Raw genomic sequence first — 16346 nt, forward strand, 5'->3', positions numbered from 1 at the left:
CACAACCTTTTTTATGGCCTTACATATTTTACGAAAATCTCTTTAAAAAGGTTTCAATTCTTGGGTTGATGGTAAACGCGGTCCTTAAACTTTCCTGTAAAGGGAAGTTTCGAGTTAGTAAGGATATTATTTGCAATTTTAATGGAATCAATTTTTAAGAGTTGTCGAAGTTCAGAATTTGTAATGGTGGGCTTTATTAGAAGAAAATAATCGTTTATGTGCTGGAGATGTGCATCTTTAGACTTCATTCCACAGTTAGGACAAATCCATTTTCCGTATATATAATTCATTGGGCGGGTTTCACATTTGGGGCAACGGACTCCTGTAAGAAGAACTTTTGGGGAAATATTATATTTTTCAAGGATATTGTAATTTTCAGGTACATGGCTTGCCAGTAAAAGACGCGTGATTTTCTTTAAATCCTTTGCATCCATCCTTTCATGACTGCTTCTTTCAATTGATTCAATTTTCTCCAATAAACCCTCACTATTGCAGATCCTTCGGTTAATTTCGTAATTATGGGTTTCTGTTATAATAACTGTCTCCTCTTTACTATTTACAAAAAGGTACAGGACAGGCAACATGGGACAATTATGCTCTTGCAGCCATTTCTTCAACTTTTCAGCTTGTGTCTTTGCCTGAAGGACTGGGTTGGATATCCTTGTTCTTTTATTGCCCTGTTTAAGGGTGGTTTGGTTGAAATTCCTTTCAAAAATGATTTCTCCGCCCCTATTTTTCACTTCAATGATGAGTGCGAATGAAGTGCATATTAGAAGGATATCGATTTGAAAAAAATATTTTCCATCGAAGAGCCGAAGATCGTGGATGATATCATATTTTTTCTTGGGAAGCTGGTCTAAATAGAACACGAGTGATTTTTGGCCTTTATATCCTCGCATTTCATTATTATGATCTTGCAGTATTGCCAGTAATGAAGGGTAATCAGTGGGAAGTGCTCTAATTGCAGCCTCTAGTTTGGGGATAATTGGGGGTATGGCACAGGGTTTTAGGTCCAATAGAATCATTCCTTTCTTTTTTTTATGGTTTCTCCTTTTTATTTTAATTCCCCTTCATAAAAAGTTTATTTTATTGAACGTTTTTTGAACTTAAATAGGCATGGAGTTCGCCTTTGGGTTCTCTTCCTATATTTTTCTTTCCACTTTTACTGAAATACTTTCTAGTAAGACTTTTTTACTTTCCACTTTGCTCCAGATACTTTCCACTTCCCTGTTCACACCTATTTTTCCACTCAAAAACGCCAGGCATTTGCCTGGCGAAGTTAATTTCACTTCATTTTGGGGAATTTCCTTGCTCGAAGATTCCCCTATTCATGCTTACTTTCTACTTTTACTGAAATACTTTCCAGTTAGGCTTTTTTACTTTCCACTTTGACCGAAATACTTTCCACCTCTATGGTTACACCCATTAATAACCATTTCTCCACTCAAAAACGCCAGGCATTTGCCTGGCGAAGGTAATTTCAAATCCATTTTGGGGAATTTCCTTGCTCGAAGATCCCCCTATTCATGCTTACTTTCTACTTTTACTGGTATACTTTCCAGTTAGGCTTTTTTACTTTCCACTTTGACCGAAATACATTCCACCCCAGCTAAATCACCTATCAAGCCCTTACCCGCTTCTTACTATAAAGGTAAACAAACAAGTAAGAAAACACCAGTCCTGCAGCGAGTTCAAGCATTGCAATTACGATTTCCCCTTTTAGTAAAATAAATAAAGCAAACAGGAAGGCTTGCAACACCAGAATAACCATCAATAACGACTGAAAAGCATTCGTCTTGTCTTGCGCTGCAACCGGATAAAGATCCACCCATAGTTTGTTTTGATGATGATTCCAAAGCGGCAGCAGCTGAAAACCGGTTAAATATAAGAATAAAACGGCCAAGCCAATTTGCCCAAAACCAAAAGAAATAAAATACAACGCGAGAGCTCCAATGACTGTTAAGCGAATAAACAGACCCAGGTAATCTGAGGAACGCAAAAACGTCCGTGAAAATAGAAATAAATAAGTATTTTTTTGGATAAAACTAATTCTCTTCAAGAAAAGATCTAACCATTTCCTTCTTTTTACCGTATCCTTTAACTTCGGTACATCTGTAAACAGATTTGCCAGACGATAAAAAGAAGCCATTCTCTTCTCTTCCTGTTCAATCAGCATGTCCCATTTCAGCCCGAGCTTTCTTGTCCGAGCCCGAAACGACCAATAGTAGAATCCCATCACGACCAACATAATCAACAGGATAACAATATTAGCTTGTTTAAATAGTAAGAAGGTAAAAACAGCATTGATAAAATAGCGCACAACCATGTCCCAACGGAAAATCGAGGGCTGAACAAAATAGTGAATTTTCCAGCTTACCACCAAGTTCCATGCTTTGATAATCAATAGTACTGCATAAAACAGTAAAAAAGAATGAAAACCATTAGGACTTACATGAGCATACATGGGCATCAGAACAGCTTGAACCATTAGGAGAATATATCCTTGGAAAACAAGGCTTGCAATCACCGACCGCAAAAAGTAACCTCGAAGACGGGTTTCAAGAGGCAGTAGAAAAACCCGGTCTGCTTCCAGTAAAAAATTATAAACAGGACTATAGGTTAAAAAAAGCCCAATTAGAACAGCGATAATCAGTTCGGCGGGGAAGTCGGCCGACAGCGTTTCAATCCATTTCTGATAATAAAAAGCGGCTCCCCCTGCTAAAAATACCAAGACAATTACAAGATGACCATTAAAAATATAGCGCAGATAACTTCCTAAATCCTTAAGCCGGCGTCCAAAACGCTGATTCCAAAGACTTTTTTCATCAAACATATTTTTCTTCCTTTGTTAATTGAATATACAAATCATCTAAAGACGCATCCGGCATGGAAAATTCCTTACGTAAATCAGCCAAGGTCCCCTTTGCCCTGATTTTCCCCTCATGCAGGATGACAAACCGGTCGCAATATTTCTCAGCAGTGGCAAGGATATGGGTCGACATAAGAATTCCTGCTCCGTTTTCTTTCATTTTTTTCATCATATCCAGTAGTGATTGGATACCAAGCGGATCCAAGCCTACAAATGGTTCATCGACAATATAAAGGGCGGGCTGAACTAAAAAGGCACACATAATCATTACCTTCTGCTTCATCCCTTTTGAAAAATGGGCTGGAAACCAATTTAAACGTTTTTCCATTCGGTATTCAGAAAGCAAGTGTGCGACCCTCGACTTATACTCTGTTTCATTAAGACCATAAGCCATCGCGGTTAACCGCAAATGTTCATCCAATGTAAGCTCTTCATATAATATGGGAGTTTCCGGAACAAAAGTGAACAGTTTTCGATACGCTTCTTTATTGTCCGTAAAAATTTGACCCTTAATTTTTATTTCACCGCTTCTTGGCTCCATTAATCCAATAATATGTTTAATCGTGGTACTTTTTCCGGCACCATTTAAGCCAATAAGTCCAACGATTTCTTTTTCCTTTACTTCAAATGAAACATCTTTTAGAACGGGGTTTTTTGTATATCCCCCGACAAGGTGTTCAATCGTTAATAAAGACATGTACAACGTCCTTCCATTGCATGATATTTCCTTTCATTTTAACAAATTGGCCACGATAAAAATAGAAATTCAATTTTTTTATCTTTTTTTGTATATAAGTCATCAAACTGGTTATCATAATATTCGAAGGGGAAACAACTTACTTCGATGAAGAAATTCATCAAAACTTGAAATGAGGTGTCTGTTAAAGACAATTTCCTTTCAAACAAGTAGCTTCTAATTCGTTTCAAAATAAGGGGATGGTTGTTTTGTACAATGTGCATGAAACCATTTTGAGTTCATAACACCAAGGTTTATTCACAAATAAACTAACAAATGAGGTGTTTACCGCAGATCGCTTCTTGTTTTTATAAGTTGGGAAAACATATAAAAACAACATAGGGGATGGTCAGCTTGAACAATGATGTTTCTTTATAAAAACACTCTAAGGACAAATGAGGTGTTTATCAAAGAACACTCCTAAATGAACGTTCCAATTGAAGCAATTCCCCTTCGAGAGGGCGGAATCCTATACGGATTCTGCTCTTTTCTTTTGTATTGCCCCCCACCATGGTAAAATAAGACAAACAAACATTTAGAAAGGTTGTGCGAAAAATGAGCGATTGTATTTTTTGCAAAATAGTTAATGGTGAAATCCCGTCCGCTAAAGTATTTGAGAACGAACATGTATTGGCTTTTTTAGATATTAGCCAAGTCACAAAGGGCCATACGCTCGTTATACCGAAAATACATAAAGAAAATGTATTCGAGTTAACACCTGAAATCGCCCGAAACCTCTTCGAAGTTGTCCCGGAAATTGCTAAAGCCTTAAAGCAGGAATTTGAACCTGTTGGTTTAAATACGGTGAATAATAATGGCGAACAGGCAGGACAAACAGTATTCCACTATCATATGCATTTAATTCCGCGGTATGGCAAAGGTGATGGTTTTGGTGCAGTATGGAAGAATAACCAAAGTGATTATACACCTGCAATCCTGCAGGAAATGGCATCTGGAATCAAAAATCACCTTTGATTTTTAAATTCTCTGAAAATTATTTCTTTATCATTTTAATGATAATGTGGTATAATGATTTCAAGTTTTTCGCTGCAGGCAATGAGTGCACTGCAGGAGAAACCAATAGCAGAGATTAGAAGAGGAGAGTTGAGAAATGAATACAAAGAATCTGGTAGCTTTAGCATTATTAGTGGGGATTGGGGCTGTTTTACACGCGGTAATTCCGCCAATATTTTTAGGTATGAAGCCCGACATGATGTTATTAATGATGTTTTTAGGAATTATTTTATTTCCTGAGTTTAAGAATGTATTACTTTTAGCCATCGTTACAGGAATTATTTCTGCATTAACCACTGGGTTCCCAGGAGGTCAAATTCCAAATATCATTGATAAACTTGTCACAGCTTCTGTGTTTTTTGGCCTATTTACAGCTTTAAAACAATTCCGTAATTCCGTTATTAGTGCTGCTGTTTTAACAGCTCTTGGTACATTAGTATCTGGAACTGTCTTTTTATCGTCTGCTTTGGTAATTGTTGGATTACCTGGGCCATTTGTTGGACTTTTTGCTGCAGTTGTTTTACCTGCAACTGTTGTAAATACTGTTGCTATGGTGATCTTATTCCCAGTTGCTCAATCAGTCGTAAAAAGAACAAAGTTGGCATCACCGTCTGTTATTCAAAAATGATCTAGAAAAGAACCCCCTTGGGTTCTTTTCTTTATATAATATTTCCCATTTTCTGTTCCAGCCTATTAACCTGTCAATTTAATCCACTTGTGGATTCATAGCTGATCGGGAATTTTTTTAAAAATAGAATATTCAAAAGGTTGGAATTAATTCGTAAAACACGTAAAATAGGGATAAGAATTTTTCAAGACCCTTTGTTTCTAAAAAATTATCAAAAAATTAGCAACATTATTGTAATTTCTAAAGATTTTGTAAATTTATATCTTTATTAATTTTTATTTTATTGGCATAATGATAATAGAGAAATAAAAAAGTAGGTGAAATTGGGGATGTCAGAGAAACAATATTCTATGAAAGAAGCGATGCTTTTTAGCCAGCGAATTGCTCAATTAAGTAAAGCTTTGTGGAAGTCAATTGAGAAGGATTGGCAACAGTGGATAAAACCGTTTGATTTAAATATTAACGAACATCATATCCTATGGATTGCCTATCATCTAAATGGTGCCTCCATTTCCGACGTGGCAAAATTCGGGGTTATGCATGTCTCCACAGCGTTTAATTTTTCAAAAAAGTTAGAAGAAAGAGGCTTGCTTAAATTCTCAAAAAAGGAAAACGATAAGCGGAATACGTATATCCAACTTACGCCTGAAGGGGAAAATGTATTGCTTCAATTGATGGAGACATATGAGCCAAACAGTAACGCCGTTTATACCGGTGCCCTCCCACTTCGAGATCTATATGGGAAGTTTCCAGACATCATTGAAATGATGGCGATTGTTCGAAATATTTACGGGGATGATTTCATGGAAATTTTCGAACGTTCTTTCCATAATATTGAAAGTGAATTTACGGAGCAAGACGGCAAACTAAGAAAAGCAAAATCAGAGCAAGAACTAGTCTAATCAGCGTATATGTATTTATTCAATTCCTTCATAAGCGGTAAATAAAGTCCCTGGGAAGAGCAAGCCAGAATTACTTCTTTACTATCTAATTTTTCAGGTAATAAATATAAAAACTCGGTAAAAAGCGGTTGAAAATAAATAAATCCTTCCGCTTTTTGTTCTTCCATTTTTATGCTCAATTCGTCACAAATTTGCATGAATTCTCTTACTTCTTGTTCTGAAAGGCCTTTTTCAATGATCATCCTGTAAAAATCCTGTTTAGGATTGTTGATTAATGTTAGAAGAAGTCTTTGATGATACTCAAGCAACTGAATTTTATTTAGTAATTCGTGATTCTCCACTGGATTTACCTCATTCCAAATCAATACTTTTATGTTCATTATTTACCTTTTCTGCCAGAAGGTAAACAATTTTTTATTTTATCGCTTTACAGCATTTTAGCTAATCGTGTTTGAAATATCAAAGGCTTTTTTTCTTTCACTCTTTTAGACTATCTTTTTTTAACATTTTTTGATATTGTAGTAAGAGTATACTGATGAACAACAAGGAGGGAATCGTCGATGATCTCCATTTTTATTGTCTTTGCTATCTTTATCCTGTTTTATGTAAATAAAATGACTAATTCCCTTTGTATTCAAAAGGAAATTCCAGAAGATCGGCAGCATAAGGTATTTCGGACCATAAATGTCCTCATTACCATTTTACTTGTATCGTCATACGTGGAGATTTTGTATACATAATACTCTTTTATCTCCAGCATGACGAGTAAGTAAATTCGTCATAAACAGTAAAGCGATGAGATACCTCATCGCTTTTAATTTTGGCTTTTAATAAACCCAAGCCGCTCCAATGATAATTAATAAGATGAAAAGGACAACGATTAACGCAAATCCTCCACCGTATGCTCCAGCTGCACCTGTCATATGTTTCCCTCCTTCATGCCGATTACGATATCCTATTCAAGCAATGCTCATTTCGCCTAGGCTCGATGAAAATTTCTGATAAAAGCCCAACTTCAATGGCTTAAATTTTTGCTGTTATTCCCTTTTATGTTATAGTATAGGTTGTGGTCAAGTTATGTGTGCCACAAGAATTTACTGTTTAGGAGAGGTTCATCGTGAAAAAATGGTTATTAGCCCTTACGTTAGCCAGCGGGGTTATTGCATTAAGTGCATGTAATCAATCGGGTTCATCTGATACCGTAGCAAAAAGCAAGGTCGGAGACGTAACAAAAGAAGAGCTTTATCAAGCCATGAAAGACAAGATTGGGAATCAAGCTCTGCAACAGTTAGTTTACGAAAAAGTTCTTGCAAAGAAATACAACGTGACAAACAAAGAATTGGACACCAAAGTTGCACAATTAAAAGAACAGCTTGGGTCTAATTTTGAGGCTGCACTTGCACAATATGGATATAAAAGTGAAGCTGACTTAAAGAAAACCATGAAGGTTGGCATGATGCAGGAAAAAGCGGCCATGAAAGACGTCAAAGTCACTGACAAAGAATTAAAAGATGCCTATGCTAAATATCAGCCAGAAATTAAGGCACGCCATATCCTTGTAAACGATTTAAAAACAGCAAAAGAGGTTAAGAAAAAATTGGATGCAGGCGAAAAATTTGAAGACCTGGCTAAGAAATACTCACAAGATCCAGGTTCCGCTCAAAACGGCGGCGATTTAGGCTGGTTTGGCACCGGAAAAATGGATCCTGCCTTTGAAAAAGCTGCATATGCCCTAAAGATTAATGAAATTAGCGAACCAGTTAAATCACAGTTTGGCTATCATATTATCCAAGTTACAGACAAGAAAAAGAAAAAATCATTTGATCAAATGAAGAAAGAACTTGAATATCAAGTAAAATCCTCAAAATTAACAAATGATGACATCAATAAAGCAATGCAGAATGAATTAAAAGCTGCAGACGTAACTGTTTCTGACAAAGACCTTAAAGACGCTCTTAAACCGGAAACAACAACTGCTGCACCACAGCAATAATAAATGATATCAAAGAAGAGTGACTCCGTTTGTGAGTCACTCTTTCCTATTCTTATACTCCTGCAGCTTTTTCTCCTTCACGCCGTTCCTTTTCCTTTTCCAGGCGCTCTAGATAGATTTCCCCTTCCTTTTCAATGCTCTCCATTTCCAGCTGGTGTTCCTCCCTGCCGGTCTTAATAGCCATTAAAGCACTAATTACGATTCCTGCCACCACTGCAAATACCCAAATAGGAATAGACATATTTATTACTCCCTCCACGATTGGTTGTCCATGTTTTTAATACAATGTATTCGTATTTCAAGAATTTATTCTTATCCAAATAAAAAAGATAACCCTTTTGGGCTATCTTTATTTGTGAAACACTGGCTTATAAAAGGAGCGGTTATCCAAGGCAAAAATTCGCTCTGTAAATTCCCCGGGCTTTACTCTTTCAAGTGCACGGTCAAGCATGTTCATTTTTGCATCCAAATTATCGATATAATGAAGAATCTCTGCTTCTTTAATGAGCGGAGGTTTCGGGCTTCCCCATTCAGCTTTTCCATGATGACTAAGAACAAGATGCTGAAGAATTAATACTTCCTCCCCGGAAATTCCTAATTCCTTGGCAGCTTTGCCAATTTCATTCACCATGATGGTAATATGGCCGAGGAGATTTCCTTCAATCGTATACACCGTTGAGATTGGTCCAGAAAGCTCTAAAACTTTCCCCATATCGTGTAAAATAACCCCTGCATAAAGAAGGTCCCGATCAAGACTAGGATACAAGGAGGAAATAGCCTTGGCCAAATCGAGCATACTGACAACATGGTAGGCCAGACCGGAAACAAACTCATGATGATTTTTTGTTGCCGCCGGATAGACTAAAAAAGCTTCCTGGTGCTTTTTAATTAAATGTCTTGTAATTCTTTGGATATTAGGATTTTTCATATCAAAAATATATTGAGTCAGTTTGCTGGACATTTCATCTTGACTTAGTGGTGCAGCCTCAAGAAAGTCATCAAGCTTAACATGGTCATTCGGTCCTGATTTGCGAATTTGTCTAATTTTTAACTGACTTTTGCCACGATAATTTTGAACTTCCCCAAGTATTTTTACGATATTTTGAGGTGCATAGTTTTTCTCATCTTCTTCACCGGCATCCCAAAGTTTAGCCTCAATTTCCCCGCTTTGGTCTTGCAATATAAGCGTCAAAAAAGGCTTGCCATTACTAGCCGTTCCTTTCGTGGCGTTTTTAATCAGTAAAAACAATTCAACCTGGTCACCGACATTATAATATAGAATTCCTTTACTCATAGTATTCCAACGCCCCTTCCTATGAAACCTAGTATAACATATTGGTCTATCACCCTATGAAGGAATCTCTACAATCCCTTTATTTAGCAAGAGAATATTTTCATATGAGAAATTCGAAAGCAAATGGGTATGGCAGGTAAAAAATAAAATTTGATTTTGTTTTAGATTCTTTAATAGTTCAATGATTTTTTGCGTTCTTCTGGCATCAAAATTTACAAAGCTATCATCAATGATGATCGGAAAACGATATTTTTCATAAAGTGTGGTGGCCAAGGCAAGCCTTATAGAAACATAGACTTGTTCGGTAGTGGCTTGGCTAAGTTCATTTGCCTCAAAAATCGTGTAATCCTGCCTTTCAATTAAAAAGCCAGTCCCCGACTTTTGAAGATGAATTCGATGGTATCTCCCCTCTGTTAAAAAAAACAAATACTCCTCCGCTTTAGACAGCATTCTTGGCAGGTATGTATTTTTATACTTTTCAACCGTCTTAGCTAGAATATCTTGAGCAAGGCAATAAACAGACCATTCCTTTGCCAATTCTTCCAGTTCATATTTTTTCTGTTTAAATTGATGAAGAAGCTCAGAATAAATACCACCCTCTTCGAGGACCTGAATCTCATATTTTATAGAGGCATCTTCCTCTTGCAGTGCTGTCAGTCTTTCTTTTAAACGGATGGCTTCTTTTTGCTGTTCCACTGCCATTTCTTCAATATTATGAAGGTGTAAAAAGCTCTCACGCTCGGGTTCAGTAATTATTGAAAACTGGAGCTGCTTTTGAATATCCTTTAATCTTTCTTTAAACTTCGCTTGTTTTTCAGCTTTTACCCCCAGTTCGTAGTATTGCTGTTCATTGCTGGCCTCAGCTTCATCAAAAAGCTTTGTAATTTCTTCTTTTAAGTGCAACTGTTCCCGTTTCTTTTGTGTTAATTCATGCTCTAAATCCAGGAGTTTTGCTAGTCTCTCTTGACTCATTATCTTTTTCTCATGTTCAACCTTTAATTTCTCCCTGAGAGCATAGCCTTTTTTATGCAGATCCATATGAACTTCCGATAAATAACGATTTGCAAATAATTCAAGACTATTCCCTATGGATAGTTGTTTTTCCTTGATTTGTGAAACACGCTCTTGCAGATGGCTCTTTTCTCTCCATAGCGTTTTATATTGTTCTATAAGCCCGAAAGCCTCGCGTAAATGCGCCATGGCGATATATTCAGGAATCTTCAGTTGGCTGGCAAGGGTAAAAAGACTTTCCTTATATTTTGCCGATTCAATTTCCCAGGCTTCAAATTTGGAGATTACCTTATCATATTGGTCATTCTGCTGCTCAAGTCGCATTTGCAACCCTTGTAACTGTTCCTTCCGCCGATTATCCAGAAGTAATTGCTCCTGAAGTTTCATAAAGTTTGCATATTCTGCTGAACCTAGCTTTTGGATTACTTGTTTCTCTTTTTCCTTCAAAGAATCTAAAGTTGGATTGGAATCTTGTCCTTTTGGTCGATTGAAGCTTTTTACCATTAAAACTCCGGTTAATAAAGCGGCAAAAATACCGATAAATACTAATCCCGATTGCTTTGTAAAAATTCCGTAGAATACTAGTCCAAGTAAAATGAATTCAAACAGAAGAAATTGAAGCTTCTTTTGCTTCTGGAGTCTTTTCCATTCATTTTGTTCACGTTCATTGGCAAGATGATAAAATTCAATTTTGTCTTTAATTGAATTTAGTTCATTTTCTAAACTTTTTTTGTCCTCCCCATTTAGTTTTTCCTCAAGCAGGACTCTTTCTTTTTGGGGAAGAACCTGGCTTTCCGCTGATTCTACCTCTATCTCAAGCTTTTCAAGAGCAGCTTTTTCTTCCTGAAACCTCTCTTCCAATTCCTGTTTCATTTCATTAAGCTTTTTGCCACGGCTCGCTACTACTTCCACTTCATTCTTTACGTAGATATTTGTATTAAGGGAAAGAATTTCCTCTCCCTTTACCGGCAAATGAAGGCGGTCAAGTGTTTCAGAAAGTCTACCTTGATAATCTTGAAGCTTTGAAAGATACTGCTGTTTCTCCAGTTCTAACTGGTCAAATAGAGGGATTTGATCCAATATTGTCATTAACGTGGATTCGTGTTCAAGGAATAAATCGTCTGGCCTAATAGCTGCCAATTCCTTTTTCAAGCCTTCAATTCTCTCAAGCAGGCTTTTGATTTGAGCATTATACGGGTAAAGCAACTGATTTACTCTCTCAAACCTCTCGATCCCTTGGGCAGGAAATTGAATTTCTCCTAGATCAGCGAGCTCATTTTTCGTCCATAATTCTTCTTTGACAAGTGAATGTATTTTTTTCCACTCATTCAATTTTTCATTGCTTTCTTGCATTTCTGACAGCTGGTGGTGAATGCCTGCCATTTCCTCTTGAATGGATTCCTGTTTTTTAATGAAAGAATCATATTCATCATTTTTAGCTAAAGCCTTTTTCAACTCTCCATTTAGTGCATGGAGCTCTTGTAATTTTTCATTTAGCAATGGCTTTTTCCCGCTTGGCCTAAAGCGTGTTTCCAGTTCTTTTTGCAGGACTGCTTCCGCTTCTGATAGTCGTTCTGTTCCTAATGTACCAGCGGAAAATAAAAACTTTCCAATCTCTTCGCCTTTCATTTGATGAATGTTCTGTAACCCATTTAGGTTAAATGAAAAAATCGCTTGAAATAAGCCTTTATCAAAATTCCCCAATAATTCCTTAAGAAGCTCTTCTCCACCTAATCTGCCGTCTTCCAATGATACCTTTACATCTCCAGTGGATTTCCCTTTGACCCGCTCAATGACAGCAGAACCAAAATCATCATGAATGATTCTAATTCTTCCGCCATATTTGTCACTATGTTTCGGCTCATAGCGCAGTTCAGAAGATTGTTGCTTAGTTGGAAAACCAAATAAAATTCCATGAAGAAAGGCCATAATCGTAGATTTGCCCGCTTCATTTTCTCCAAAGAACACTTGAAAATCGGCTAAGTTTTTGATTTGCATATTCTCCAATTGACCATACCCATATATATGAATCTCAACAATTTTCAAATAAACTCACTCCCTTCTTTATGATTGATAAAGTAAGCTAATTAAAAGCTTTTCTGCTTTTTCAACTATTTCTTTTTGGTTGCTATTCGTTAAATTCGAGAGATATTTTCTGCCTAAACGATGGTCATACAAGGGGGCTAACGTTTCCTCAACGTCTGTATGGTCATCTAAGGTTTTAAACATTTCGGCATAAAAATTCGCCTCAGCCTGCAAATGCTCTCGATCCAATTGGACATCTTCAGCTACACTCAGTTCAACGATCCATACGAATTCTTTTTCCTCTTTCTCCTCTTCAAGAAGGAGTTCTAAAAGTTCATTATTTAAACTCTTTTTTTCCTTTGCATTTTCTAAATGGACATTTTCTAAAAATAACGTTAAAAGGGTTCCTATTTTTTCTTTTCTTAGACTATTTATAGTCATTTGGCATAATTGAAAAATTTGATGAAAGTTTTCTGCTGAAGAGGCATCAACGACTGCTTCCTCCCAAACAATATCTGATGTCTCTACAAATTCAAGATTGGACTCTGAATCCTTTAGAGTTACATGGTAAAAGCCTTTTGGACCTTTTTCTTTTTTATTTCGCCCCTGCAGATTCCCGGGATAAAGAATTGGCGGATTTTCAGATAAGACCGACCGTTTATGAATATGCCCCAACGCCCAATATTCAAAGTTTTTCTCAAATAGATCCTTAATGGAAAAGGGTGCATAGTTACCATGCTCCTCACGGCCGCTTTCATTTCCATGAAGAATGCCAATATGAAAATCGGCACCGTCGATTTTTTGATAATCATCAATTTTCTTTTCAAACACATGGCGTTCGGGATAACTAAAACCGTAAAGATGAATGCGGGTTCCGCTCTTGGTTTCAAGTGGCTTCATTTCAACCTCATGGCTAAATATATGTACATTTTCAGGCATGTCGAGTTGTACCCAAGTTCCGTTTAAATGATCATGATTGCCGTGGACGACAAAAACAGGTATATCATGTTCAGCAAGCTTCAGCATTTCTGTACGAAACCGGGATTGCGCTCGAAGGCTGCGGTCTTCTCCGTCAAATAAATCTCCGGCAAAAATGACAAAATCGACTTTGCGAAGAATTGCTTCAGCTGTTAGTCTTTTTAAAGCTGTGAACGTACTTTCCTTGACTCTAGTTAAAATATCAGCGGGCAAATATTTCAACCCGACCATCGGACTATCTAAGTGAAGGTCAGCAGCATGGATAAAGGATATTTGCTTCATAAAATTTTCCTTTCACTGTCTTTTCTTTATTTTAACATCTCCAAAAACCGAATGCACGTTCTGTATTGAATTTTTTAAAAAAGAGTACCCTCCAATAACAAATGGCTGATACTCTTTTTTGGAAATTATTTATTTTTTGTTAATTGCAGTGCTTTTTTAATATCTTTATAGGAATTGGATTTCCCATACATTAAAACACCGCCTTTATAAACACGTGCTCCAAATATTGCTAATGCGATGATAGTTGCGACAAGGATGCAGATTCCAATGAACGATTCCAAGAAGGGAATATTTAGCATCCCAACCCGTAAAAACATAATCATCGGGGTAAAGAATGGAATATAGGATGTAACCGTAATAAAAGATGAATCCGGCTTGCCAAGACCAAACATGGCAATCATAAAGCCAGCAACAACGAGTAAAGTCATCGGGGTAATCATTTGCTGCACATCCTCGATCCGGCTGACAAGCGACCCTAAAAAGGCTGCAAGTGTTGCGTAAAGGAAATAGCCAAGAATAAAGAAAATAACCGCATAGGAAATCGTTTCAACCGGGATATCTCCAAAACCATAAACACCGAAAAATCCTTCCTTCAAGGATTCCATATTTTGTTTTAAGGAGACATAACCGACAGATAGAAAAATAGCAAGCTGAGTGAGGCTTAAAAGACCAATTCCAATAATTTTTGCAAACATCTGCTTAATTGGCGAAACACTTGAAATTAAAATTTCCATGACCCTTGAAGATTTTTCAACGGCTACTTCCATGGCAATCATATTCGCATACATAATGACCGAGAAATAAATGATGAAAAGCAGAACATATACTAGTCCTCTTGCCTGATTTAATTCCTCTTCTGTTTTCGCATTTTTCTCGAGGGCGTCCTTCTTAAACGATACAGGTTCATACAGCTTTTGCAGCTGAGCAGGTGTTAACTGAATCTTCGAGGCCGCGAGCATGGTTTTAACCTGCTGAAGACTTGTTTGCAGATCGGTAAAAAGGGCGGAGTCCGCAATACTCATTGCCTTATAGGAAGCCTCCGGCAATTTCTCCTCATTATAACGCAACTGAATAATGGCGATGTAATCCCCTTTTTCAACTGCTTTTTCTGCTTTTTCTAGTCTGCCTTTATAAAGGGTAAGCGTAATTTCTTTATTAATTGTGCTGAGTTGCTTCTTTAAAGGTACATAAAGCTGACCAGTTTCATCTAATACAGCAACCTTCTCTTTTCCATCATTTTTATCAAATGCATTAATAATATTATGAATGTTTGTTAAGGCGAGAACTATTACTACTGTTAACAGTGTGGTGAAAAGAAAGGATTTTGTTTTTAATTTATTTACATAGGTATGGAATAATATAATCCAAAAACTATTCATAGGAATCTCCTACCTTCTCTATAAAAATATCATTTAAGGAAGGCTCCTCAAGTTCAAATTTACGTATAAATCCTTTGCCGACAATTTCCTTCAAAATCTGTTCTGCTACCATTTCCCCTTCAATCTGAAGATGAATTCCTTGGGCAGTCACTTTTGACTTTAACACCCCGGAATGATTTTTTAAAAAATCCAATGAAAAATCGGCATGAATAATCAGATTCTTTTTTCCAAAAGTGCGTTTAATCTCCTTCAATGCCCCATGAACAACCGGACTACCCTTGTGTAAAATACATAGATGCTCACACATTTCCTCAACATGCTCCATCCGATGACTGGCAAACACAATGGTTGCACCGTTTTCCTTTAAGGAGACCACTGCCTCCTTTAAAAGTTCTACATTTATGGGATCAAGACCGCTGAAGGGCTCATCCAGAATTAACAGCTTTGGTTTATGTATAACAGCAGCAATAAATTGAATTTTTTGCTGATTACCTTTTGAAAGCTCTTCAATTTTTTTATTCTCATATTCCGGGATTTTAAAGCGTTCTAGCCAAGTATGTAATTCCTTTACGGCTTCTGCCTTTTGCATCCCTCTAAGACGAGCTAAATAAACAATTTGCTCCCGAACCTTTAGTTTTGGGTACAAGCCTCTTTCTTCCGGAAGATAGCCGACCAAGTGGCTAGTTGAATAATCAATCTCTTTATCATCCCAGGTTATTTTCCCGTCAGATGGTTCAAGCAATCCTAATATCATTCGGAATGTGGTTGTTTTACCTGCACCATTAGCCCCTAAAAAACCAAACATCTCTTTTTCCGGTATCATTAGCGATAAATCATTTACAGCAGTAAACTGCCCAAACCGCTTTGACACATTTTTAAGCTGAAGTACCAATTTTCCATCACTCCTTTATCATTAGTACGTGAAAAACGGTTGAAAAGTTTCTTTTTTTATTTTGCTAAATTTCAAGAATTATGCAAAAATAATAGTAACAATCTATTAATAGGGGGATTTCAGGATGAAAACGTATAAACTAACTGCATTTGAACCAAATGGGGAAAAGATTTTAGATGAAGCCTTCCAGGCGGATCATGATGATGCAGCAAAAGAATTAGGTACGAAACTATTATTAGAAAAAAACTTACTAGAAAAAACCCATCGTGTCATCTCTCCAAGTGGTAAACTCTTACTTTTTCATTCTTAAATCATATCAAAAAAGAAGCCCAAGGGCTTCTTT

At 36.8% G+C, this 16346-nt stretch carries 17 protein-coding genes; 6 read left to right on the forward strand and 11 right to left on the reverse strand.

What is annotated here, in order from left to right:
- Window positions 1–53: 53 nt before the first annotated feature.
- The 3 genes from ACFQZ9_RS26745 to ACFQZ9_RS26755 form a co-directional block, all read right to left on the reverse strand.
- Complete coding sequence (locus tag ACFQZ9_RS26745; protein ID WP_498946420.1) at window positions 54–1016, reverse strand: nuclease-related domain-containing protein; 963 nt, start codon at window positions 1014–1016, stop codon at window positions 54–56.
- A 605-nt stretch (window positions 1017–1621) separates the two neighbouring features.
- Window positions 1622–2833 (reverse strand): ABC transporter permease, encoded by a 1212-nt coding sequence (locus ACFQZ9_RS26750; protein ID WP_498946421.1) that lies wholly within the window; start codon window positions 2831–2833, stop codon window positions 1622–1624.
- Entirely contained in the window at window positions 2826–3566 is a 741-nt protein-coding gene (locus ACFQZ9_RS26755; RefSeq protein WP_498946423.1) for an ABC transporter ATP-binding protein, read from the reverse strand. Before ACFQZ9_RS26755 ends, ACFQZ9_RS26750 begins: the two co-directional genes overlap by 8 nt.
- A 594-nt stretch (window positions 3567–4160) precedes the next feature.
- Between ACFQZ9_RS26755 and ACFQZ9_RS26760 the strand changes: the two genes are divergently transcribed.
- The 3 genes from ACFQZ9_RS26760 to ACFQZ9_RS26770 all read left to right on the forward strand — a co-directional run bounded on the left by ACFQZ9_RS26760 (window position 4161) and on the right by ACFQZ9_RS26770 (window position 6149).
- Complete coding sequence (locus tag ACFQZ9_RS26760) at window positions 4161–4580, forward strand: HIT family protein (protein ID WP_198312795.1); 420 nt, start codon at window positions 4161–4163, stop codon at window positions 4578–4580.
- A gap of 136 nt (window positions 4581–4716) precedes the next feature.
- Window positions 4717–5247, forward strand: coding sequence for a tryptophan transporter (locus ACFQZ9_RS26765; protein WP_026574457.1), 531 nt, complete (start codon window positions 4717–4719; stop codon window positions 5245–5247).
- A gap of 329 nt (window positions 5248–5576) precedes the next feature.
- Window positions 5577–6149, forward strand: coding sequence for an HTH-type transcriptional regulator Hpr (locus ACFQZ9_RS26770; RefSeq protein ID WP_198312796.1), 573 nt, complete (start codon window positions 5577–5579; stop codon window positions 6147–6149).
- Here the strand turns inward: ACFQZ9_RS26770 and ACFQZ9_RS26775 are convergent.
- A complete protein-coding gene (locus ACFQZ9_RS26775; protein ID WP_498946427.1) occupies window positions 6146–6529 on the reverse strand; it encodes a DUF1878 family protein in 384 nt (127 codons plus the stop codon). The two genes, ACFQZ9_RS26770 and ACFQZ9_RS26775, sit on opposite strands and share 4 nt — an antisense overlap.
- A gap of 180 nt (window positions 6530–6709) precedes the next feature.
- Between ACFQZ9_RS26775 and ACFQZ9_RS26780 the strand changes: the two genes are divergently transcribed.
- On the forward strand, window positions 6710–6889 hold the full coding sequence (locus ACFQZ9_RS26780; protein ID WP_026574454.1) for a hypothetical protein: 180 nt from the start codon (window positions 6710–6712) through the stop codon (window positions 6887–6889).
- 87 nt (window positions 6890–6976) lie between these two features.
- On the opposite strand, the gene ACFQZ9_RS26785 is transcribed toward ACFQZ9_RS26780, so the two are convergent.
- A complete protein-coding gene (locus ACFQZ9_RS26785; RefSeq protein ID WP_198312797.1) occupies window positions 6977–7072 on the reverse strand; it encodes a YjcZ family sporulation protein in 96 nt (31 codons plus the stop codon).
- A 194-nt stretch (window positions 7073–7266) separates the two neighbouring features.
- On the opposite strand from ACFQZ9_RS26785, the gene ACFQZ9_RS26790 reads away from it, so the two are divergent.
- Window positions 7267–8142, forward strand: coding sequence for a peptidylprolyl isomerase (locus ACFQZ9_RS26790; protein ID WP_498946430.1), 876 nt, complete (start codon window positions 7267–7269; stop codon window positions 8140–8142).
- Window positions 8143–8194: 52 nt separating this feature from the next.
- On the opposite strand, the gene ACFQZ9_RS26795 is transcribed toward ACFQZ9_RS26790, so the two are convergent.
- From ACFQZ9_RS26795 to ACFQZ9_RS26820, 6 genes are all read right to left on the reverse strand, one after another.
- On the reverse strand, window positions 8195–8383 hold the full coding sequence (locus tag ACFQZ9_RS26795; protein ID WP_133332732.1) for a sporulation YhaL family protein: 189 nt from the start codon (window positions 8381–8383) through the stop codon (window positions 8195–8197).
- A gap of 108 nt (window positions 8384–8491) precedes the next feature.
- Window positions 8492–9436, reverse strand: a complete 945-nt coding sequence (yhaM, locus tag ACFQZ9_RS26800; protein WP_198312799.1) for a 3'-5' exoribonuclease YhaM — start codon at window positions 9434–9436, stop codon at window positions 8492–8494.
- 54 nt (window positions 9437–9490) lie between these two features.
- Window positions 9491–12493 carry an ATP-binding protein gene (locus ACFQZ9_RS26805; protein WP_498946432.1) on the reverse strand — a complete coding sequence of 1001 codons (3003 nt, stop codon included), beginning with the start codon at window positions 12491–12493 and terminating at the stop codon, window positions 9491–9493.
- An 18-nt stretch (window positions 12494–12511) separates the two neighbouring features.
- Window positions 12512–13732, reverse strand: coding sequence for a metallophosphoesterase family protein (locus ACFQZ9_RS26810; protein WP_498946434.1), 1221 nt, complete (start codon window positions 13730–13732; stop codon window positions 12512–12514).
- Between the two features lie 125 nt (window positions 13733–13857).
- Window positions 13858–15111, reverse strand: a complete 1254-nt coding sequence (locus ACFQZ9_RS26815; protein ID WP_498946436.1) for an ABC transporter permease — start codon at window positions 15109–15111, stop codon at window positions 13858–13860.
- Window positions 15104–16003, reverse strand: coding sequence for an ABC transporter ATP-binding protein (locus tag ACFQZ9_RS26820; RefSeq protein WP_498946438.1), 900 nt, complete (start codon window positions 16001–16003; stop codon window positions 15104–15106). Before ACFQZ9_RS26820 ends, ACFQZ9_RS26815 begins: the two co-directional genes overlap by 8 nt.
- A 124-nt stretch (window positions 16004–16127) precedes the next feature.
- Here ACFQZ9_RS26820 and ACFQZ9_RS26825 point away from each other — a divergent pair, with 124 nt between their 5' ends.
- Complete coding sequence (locus ACFQZ9_RS26825; RefSeq protein ID WP_198312804.1) at window positions 16128–16313, forward strand: YhzD family protein; 186 nt, start codon at window positions 16128–16130, stop codon at window positions 16311–16313.
- Window positions 16314–16346: the final 33 nt, after the last annotated feature.

The organism is Neobacillus sp. GCM10027624 (assembly GCF_042675345.1).
In the GTDB taxonomy this organism is placed as follows: domain Bacteria; phylum Bacillota; class Bacilli; order Bacillales; family Cytobacillaceae; genus Neobacillus; species Neobacillus cucumis_D.

Excerpts from the sequence above, each read along its gene's own strand:
- ACFQZ9_RS26750 (WP_498946421.1), bottom strand. The coding sequence starts at position 2,833 with ATGTTTGATGAAAAAAGTCTTTGGAATCAGCGTTTTGGACGCCGGCTT.
- ACFQZ9_RS26755 (WP_498946423.1), bottom strand. The coding sequence starts at position 3,566 with ATGTCTTTATTAACGATTGAACACCTTGTCGGGGGATATACAAAAAAC.
- ACFQZ9_RS26760 (WP_198312795.1), top strand. The coding sequence starts at position 4,161 with ATGAGCGATTGTATTTTTTGCAAAATAGTTAATGGTGAAATCCCGTCC.
- ACFQZ9_RS26765 (WP_026574457.1), top strand. The coding sequence starts at position 4,717 with ATGAATACAAAGAATCTGGTAGCTTTAGCATTATTAGTGGGGATTGGG.
- ACFQZ9_RS26770 (WP_198312796.1), top strand. The coding sequence starts at position 5,577 with ATGTCAGAGAAACAATATTCTATGAAAGAAGCGATGCTTTTTAGCCAG.
- ACFQZ9_RS26775 (WP_498946427.1), bottom strand. The coding sequence starts at position 6,529 with ATGAACATAAAAGTATTGATTTGGAATGAGGTAAATCCAGTGGAGAAT.
- ACFQZ9_RS26780 (WP_026574454.1), top strand. The coding sequence starts at position 6,710 with ATGATCTCCATTTTTATTGTCTTTGCTATCTTTATCCTGTTTTATGTA.
- ACFQZ9_RS26785 (WP_198312797.1), bottom strand. The coding sequence starts at position 7,072 with ATGACAGGTGCAGCTGGAGCATACGGTGGAGGATTTGCGTTAATCGTT.
- ACFQZ9_RS26795 (WP_133332732.1), bottom strand. The coding sequence starts at position 8,383 with ATGTCTATTCCTATTTGGGTATTTGCAGTGGTGGCAGGAATCGTAATT.
- yhaM (WP_198312799.1), bottom strand. The coding sequence starts at position 9,436 with ATGAGTAAAGGAATTCTATATTATAATGTCGGTGACCAGGTTGAATTG.
- ACFQZ9_RS26810 (WP_498946434.1), bottom strand. The coding sequence starts at position 13,732 with ATGAAGCAAATATCCTTTATCCATGCTGCTGACCTTCACTTAGATAGT.
- ACFQZ9_RS26815 (WP_498946436.1), bottom strand. The coding sequence starts at position 15,111 with ATGAATAGTTTTTGGATTATATTATTCCATACCTATGTAAATAAATTA.
- ACFQZ9_RS26825 (WP_198312804.1), top strand. The coding sequence starts at position 16,128 with ATGAAAACGTATAAACTAACTGCATTTGAACCAAATGGGGAAAAGATT.